The 6,881-nt window shown below is 41.9% G+C and carries 6 protein-coding genes; all 6 read right to left on the minus strand.

Annotated features, from left to right (window positions below):
- Nucleotides 1–2: 2 nt before the first annotated feature.
- Nucleotides 3–1,115 carry a helix-turn-helix domain-containing protein gene (locus tag M2444_RS31295; protein WP_280788962.1) on the minus strand — a complete coding sequence of 371 codons (1,113 nt, stop codon included), beginning with the start codon at nt 1,113–1,115 and terminating at the stop codon, nt 3–5.
- Nucleotides 1,116–1,306: 191 nt separating this feature from the next.
- Nucleotides 1,307–2,164, minus strand: a complete 858-nt coding sequence (locus M2444_RS31300; RefSeq protein ID WP_280788963.1) for a hypothetical protein — start codon at nt 2,162–2,164, stop codon at nt 1,307–1,309.
- Nucleotides 2,157–2,735 (minus strand): sigma-70 family RNA polymerase sigma factor, encoded by a 579-nt coding sequence (locus tag M2444_RS31305; protein ID WP_094877043.1) that lies wholly within the window; start codon nt 2,733–2,735, stop codon nt 2,157–2,159. The genes M2444_RS31300 and M2444_RS31305 overlap by 8 nt, the downstream gene beginning before the upstream one ends.
- A 740-nt stretch (nt 2,736–3,475) precedes the next feature.
- On the minus strand, nt 3,476–4,870 hold the full coding sequence (gene scfB / locus M2444_RS31310) for a thioether cross-link-forming SCIFF peptide maturase (protein WP_280788964.1): 1,395 nt from the start codon (nt 4,868–4,870) through the stop codon (nt 3,476–3,478).
- Between the two features lie 122 nt (nt 4,871–4,992).
- Nucleotides 4,993–5,142 carry a six-cysteine ranthipeptide SCIFF gene (gene scfA / locus M2444_RS31315; protein WP_076098734.1) on the minus strand — a complete coding sequence of 50 codons (150 nt, stop codon included), beginning with the start codon at nt 5,140–5,142 and terminating at the stop codon, nt 4,993–4,995.
- A gap of 484 nt (nt 5,143–5,626) precedes the next feature.
- Nucleotides 5,627–6,196 carry an SF0329 family protein gene (locus tag M2444_RS31320; RefSeq protein WP_280788965.1) on the minus strand — a complete coding sequence of 190 codons (570 nt, stop codon included), beginning with the start codon at nt 6,194–6,196 and terminating at the stop codon, nt 5,627–5,629.
- Between the last annotated feature and the right edge of the window lie 685 nt (nt 6,197–6,881).

Below are 6,881 nucleotides of genomic sequence, written 5' to 3' on the forward strand. Positions count from 1 at the left end.
TTTCAAGGTATCATCATCACTGCGACTTCCTCTAGCATTCGCTTTAAAGCGACAGGGGAATATTCAAACCAAGGATCGGAATGAATAACATAGATTTGTTGCCGCTCTATAGCCTCTAACTGCTTGAATCCTGAATCTCTCTGCAAATGATGCCATGTTGCTCGTGACTCATCATCAGGGCATATAATCGTAAACAGCTTATCTACCTTCAAAGTACCCAGCTCTTCAAAAGAAATCTCGGCATTATATACACCAGGCTGCTCATAACTTGATACCGCTCCCAAATCCTGAAATAAAAGATGCTGTATACCTGTATTGCAATAAGCAAAGATTTGCTGCTGATAGATACGTATAACTAGCACTTTAGGTGGTGTAGAGGTCCAGCCTAAGCCGTGACGAACGTCTTCCAATCTTGATCTATATTGTGTGATCCATTGCTTCGCTTCTTCTTGTTTATTTAATCGGGCAGCAAGCTCAGTTAATGCTATTAAGCAATCTTGTTTATCATCCAGCCAATAGATGGGGAAATGATCCTCTATCTGTTTTACCAGCTCTGACGATAAATCTTTTGGAGAAATAAGAAGATCGAGTGGCAAATGCAATAGCTCATTTGGGCTGCAATAATTTTTATTTTGGGTCAAGGTTACCTTATGTTCGATGTCTTGCGACCACAAATTATAGTAGTAAGGTGTCCATTTGGCGCTTAGGGGCGCCGCAAACGGAATGATTCCCGCCGCATGTAGATACCCCATCATATTCCCAGTTACAACGCCGATATTAGATTTTTGCTGACTAGAATACATCGTTGGGGATATCCCTTCAACCTTTTTGAACACTCGACTAAAATAAAACTCATCACTATATCCAAGAGCCTCTGCTATAAACTTCAAGCGAACGTCATCTTGCTGCAATAATTGTTTAGCCTTTTGAATCCGTAGCTGCGTAACAAACTCCATTGGACTTTGTATGTATTCCTGTTTGAAGGCCGAGGAAAAATAACTGGAGCTAAGGCCAGTAAGATCAGCTAAATGGGATAAAGACAAAGGCTTCGTGAAATTCTCTTCTATGTATTTTTTAATCTTGCTTAAATCTGTTTTTTGAGATTGCCTTTGCATGCTGTCACCTCTTTACTGCTTGGATGAATTGACTGAATCGGATGATTGATAATTATTCTCAATTATACTTTTGAATTGGGAGGGTGGCAATGGTTGGGAGTGTATAGCCTCGTAAAAAAAGACGCTCAGGGAAATCCCCTCGCGCCTTCTTTAAGTGTATCTATGGACATCTCTACCCTTAGTAGACCATCTTATTTTGAATCTACAACAGGAGCTGGAGCTGGAGCCGCAACTACCCCTTCATTCTTCTGCAAATTCTCCTTCACTTGATCAGCCCCTAAGGACTTCACAGGAGCACCGATGCTGAAACTGTCGATGATCTTCCCAAGTGTGGCTTGGTCAAAGTCTTCTTGAGCATACAGTTCAACAGTAAAGCCCTCTTGTTCCCAAATCACAATTCCATTAGCAAAATAGACCTTAGTTCCGTTGATTACTTCTGTTTTCACTTCTTCCGTAGTGCTGATCCCATTGTCGCCGCCCTTGGAGATTAGAAAATTAACAGCTTTATCCCCGGAGTTATACTGCACTTCAGCCATGCTGGTTCCCTGAAGAACAACATTCACAAACGCATAGTCTGCCATCCAGGTTGGTGCCGGGAAGTTCATGCCAAGCTCCGCACGTGCTTCATCCAGGCTCAACTTAGCTGCAACTGGCAATTCAATGGCAACATTCTCCCCGCCATTCCCCTCTTCAGATGAAGTCATTGACTGTCCAGCTTGGGGAATTTCCTTATCATATTGCGTGATTTCGAGATTTCCCACTTCAAACTTTGCCATGATCGACTGGAACATATCCTGTGCATAGGAGGTTGCAGAGAATGCTCCACCCACACAAATTACTGCACTGCCAATCACTATTGCATTTCTCCAGCTACTTTTTTTCATCGTTATCCCGTCCTTTTTCTCTGATTTGGGTTCAAGAGCTCCATGGTCCAGCTTGTATATCAAGCGGTTATAAATTCTTTCTTTGGCGGCGGTGTTATCCTGTTCGACATTCTCAAGCAGCTCTATAGTCTTGCTGAATTCGTTGAGATCATTTTTCTTATTCATGGTTGAATCCTCCTGCTTTTAAGGAAATATGCAGTTTTTTCAGACTTCTATGCAAAACGACGCCAATATTAGACTCACTGACACCCATGATCTGTGCGACTTCGGAATTTTTCAGTCCAGCCCCATATTTCATGGCAATGATATTACGTTCCTTCTCACGCAGCTTGGAGAGCGCCTTGAACAGTGCTTGATTATTATCCTCACGAATCGCCAGTTCCTCCGGAGACGGCTTGGGAAATATGAGCTCCAGCAAAGAATCTAGTGAGGTGTAGCTTCTTTTCTTCTGCCCCCGGAAGTAATCCGTCACAGCGTTCCTTACAATGGCAAACAGCCAAACCTCAAAATTCGATTTTTCTTCTGAAAAGCTATAATACTTACACATCACCGTCTCAAACACCTGACTGCAAATGTCCTCCGACACGTGGTGGTTATTAATACGATAGCTAATATATTTGTAAACACGTTTGTAATACGTATCATACATCCGAGTAAATTCCTCTTTTGACATGATGGCATCGCGTGATCTTTCTAAATTCTTATAACGGTCCACAGTACCCTGGATAACCTCCATCTCCACCCTCCTTCCACCTCCCCTTCATCAATAGCTAAACAAATTGCGCAATTTGTTGTGAAGAAACTTACATAAGTTAATACGTTGAAAAGCCCAAACCATTAACAAATGTTTTGATGATTGTGGGAGGGTGGGGAAAAAGGGTGAAGGATCACAATTTGCGAAAGCGGCGATACTTGAGTTGCGGGGTGGATATTTGTGTGGGAGAGAAGGGGAGAAGCTCAGCGCTATAATTCAATGATTTCATAGTTATGTACTTCAAGACTTTCAGAATCTATACAAAACACTTGTACATCCAGTGCATCTATAAGCTTTTCCATGTGATCTCTTTCTATATAACTGTTATCATAACATGTTCATTCCAAGTACCGTCTATTAACAGGATGTTTTGTATTTGCCCAATGGTATAACTCAATACTTCTCCCAAATCGCTCCTCCTGAAGCTGTCGATTTCATTTATAAGCGGATCACAACGCGGCCATTCCTTTTCAAAACAGCTCATTATAACTATACCAAAACACGGCTAGCAATGTTCTGGACTGCTGATATACCAACCTCTCTCGCGGAATTCATTCCAAAGATTCAGATTAAAAGACGATCAGTGATCTGCACTTTACAGAAACCGATCAATCTCATATTTTACGGTCCTCCTTCTCTAAATTCATACAAAAAAACCGAGAAAGGCACTTTATTTAAAAGTGTCTATTTCTCGGTTACCGTTTATTCATCCGTTACGTTAACTAGCTAGATTGCTCTTCCATCGCTCTAATCGATTCATCCACCTTTACCATCATGGAACATTCGACTCTTTTGCGGAAGATGTCACAGCTGAAGTCATAGGTTCCCACCAGGGAACCCGTCGCGTGCAGCGCGTTGGCAGGACAACCACCGCTGCAGTAGAGTTTCGCCCAGCAGTCTTTGCATTCCGGCTTCGAGTAGCAGTTGCTCTCTTTAAATTGACATTGCAGCTCAGGTTTTGTGATTCCATCCCAGACGTTTCCCATGCTGTATTCTTCATCCCCGACGAACTGGTGGCAAGGAAAAAGCTCTCCCCAGGGGGTGACCGCAAGATATTCGGTTCCTGAACCACAGCCAGTAATTCTCTTCTGGATGCAAGGCCCTTCTGAGAGGTCAAGCATGTAGTGATAAAAGGTAAACCCCTTGCCTTGTTCACCGCGACCGATCATTTCCTTGGCGAGAATTTCGTACTGGTTGTATATCTCCGGGAGGTCCTCCTCGGTAAGTGCATAGGGTTCTCTTGGATCACAAATGACCGGTTCCATCGAGAGCTTGTCAAATCCAAGGTCGGCGATATGAAAAATATCATTGGTGAAATCGACATTATTTCGAGTGTAGGTTCCTCGTACATAGTACTCTTGGTCTCCGCGCTTACGAACGAACTCTTGGAACTTCGGAAGAATGTGATCGTAGCTGCCTTTTCCGTTAACCGTCTTACGAAGCCGGTCATGAACCTCTTTTCTACCATCCAGGCTTAATACGACATTGTACATTTCCTGATTTAAAAACTCGGTGACTTCATCATTTAGCAGCATCCCATTCGTCGTGAAGGTGAAGCGGAACTTCTTTTTGAATTCTTGTTCTTTGCTTCTTGCATAAGCTACGATCTGTTTAACTACTTTCCAGGCCAAAAGCGGTTCCCCACCGAAAAAGTCGATGTCCAGGTTGCGATGATGACCCGAATTTTCAAGCAGGTAATCGATAGCTTTTTGTCCAACCTCATAGCTCATGATTGCTCTATCTCCGTTGTATTTCCCTTGGCTGGCGAAGCAATAGTCGCAGGATAGATTACAGGTATGTGCTACATTGAGGCAGAGCGCTTTGACATACGTTTTTCGTTTTTTTAAATCGAGCGAGAGGTTCTCGAACTCATCTTTTGTAAAGAGCTGACCATCATTTATAAGCTCCTCGATATCCGCGATGGTTTCTCGAATATCGCTCTCGGAAATGCTGGAATCCTGTTTATATCTTTCCAACATCGTTGTCACAATTTTTTCGACAGAAGTTTCCTCATAAAGCGCTATAATTTCATATGCTAGGTCATCCACAACATGTACCGATCCACTGTAAGTGTCGAGAACGATATTGTATCCGTTTAGTTTATATTGATGAATCATACTTGCTAATCAGGCTCCTTTTGCACACAAGTAGAAACGGCTTTACCATCCTGTAGAAGTAGCGTCCATTTCTTAAAAATAGCCGCCCATCAGCAGAGCAATGGGCGGTAAAATTCCGAATCCTATCTGTTCATTGCATTTTCACACTTCTGGTTTGCAACGCCGCAGGAAGTTTTACAAGCGGACTGGCAAGATGTCTGGCATGCGCCGCATCCGCCGTGTTTTGCGGTATCCATCAGTTTACGGGTGCTCAGTGTTACGATTCTTTTCACGATAAATAACTCCTTCTGTAATTTCTTGTGATCACTTTCACTTAATTTCCATGGAACATCGTAGCAACCTGACGTAAGTACGTCTATGATTCCCGTCACCTAGCAGAGCAGAGAGGGATTAAACATAAAAATCAACGCTCATTTTCGTGCAGTCTTTCATGCTTGTGATCGTAGGATGCCGTAGCAGGAACCAGAGTCAGAGCAATGCTAAAAAAGTGACCAAAGAAACAAAAAAGAGACGGCAATGATGCCATCTCTTTAACAACGATTTTTCCTCATACTTGTCCGTAAAGTCCAATAAATATAAGGATCTCATAACACTGTATCCTTTCTTACCAGTAGAGCGACACTCTCCGATTCCATATGCACCATATGCGAACATCCCTCTCATTATCATGGCTATTGTTATGGCGGGAAGAAGTTGCGTAGAATTAGGGATTTTTGTAGGAAGTGTTTCTTGAATATTCAATGAAGTTATTTATATTTATAATGTACTACGCCTTAGTTCATAAAAATATTGCACAATTGGATGCTTTAACTTCATCTTCTCGCTCATGTTCAACATCCGCTTTTTCCCAACTCGTCTGTCCACTAAAGCTAGAATATTCAATAAGATATCGTCGCTCTCTAAGCTCTCCTCTATGGAAATAGATAAATACTTAGTAGCTGTAACAATAAAATTTGATTTACTTAATGACGTCTGTGCTGACAAAAGCTCCTTTGCAACTTCTGATATTTTTCTGCTTCTTGCAATTACGATTAGCCGATCCTCCGGGATGATCCCCTTACTATCTTTTCTAACCGCTTCAATGTCTTCATGGTTAATAGGAATTTGGAGCTCTGAATCATTCTTAAGCTCCTGCTCCGTCTGATACCATCTAATGGAGCTAGTTCTATCATTCATATTGAGTACGTTCTTTTTATCTACCGAAATATAACAATTCCCTGATTTATCAGGTAAATAACGGTAACTGCTTGCGCGATATTCAACCCTGCCGTATAACGCAGGACAGAGAAAACTCTCCAGTTGTTGCTTCAATTTGCTCCAGGACATGGATCCTCCTATGTTTTATGTTATAAATACCTGCTCAGGCAGTCGTTCTATTATACAATACATAATACAATCCCACTAAAACCTGAATAATATATTGATATAAAAACAGAGGAACGACTTAAAATATTTGGTTTTTGTCCCCGCGGGAAGGGAAGTATATAGGTATTGTCAAGCGTTATCACGATAAGCACAAGGGAATGAATCACCCGGTCGAGATGTAAGTTAAAGGTGAAACGGTCGCTAGGATATGCAAGGTAACGAAAATTGGTCGTTCATCGCTGTACCTTCGTATTGCTGAATTGGGAATAAGCAGGGTAGAAAGTCGTCAAGCCTAACGGTTCGGCGGCTTTTTCCTTCGAACAACACTTTATCGCAACAATGCATTAATGTCCGATTGTACATCTATTCAGATTGAATGGACATGCCGAAAACCTAATAGCGGCGCGGGTTTGGATTGGTCATTACGAAAAACAGTATTTTCAAAATAGGACATATTCGCCATGTCTAGCGTATGTTTCACGACATGTTTTTTGCTAAAGCTTTCGTTTATCGATAATTCCTTATACTAACCAAAAGAAAAACCGCCATATAATGAAGTGACCCCTTAAAGTTAGACAGGTTATATAATTAGGCAACTTGTTGGGCCTGAGTTCGGTACTGAACCGGACTCAGGCCTTTTAGTTTT

Origin of the sequence: Paenibacillus sp. PastF-3 (genome assembly GCF_029893135.1) — a bacterium.
GTDB lineage: Bacteria > Bacillota > Bacilli > Paenibacillales > Paenibacillaceae > Paenibacillus_AQ > Paenibacillus_AQ nitricinens.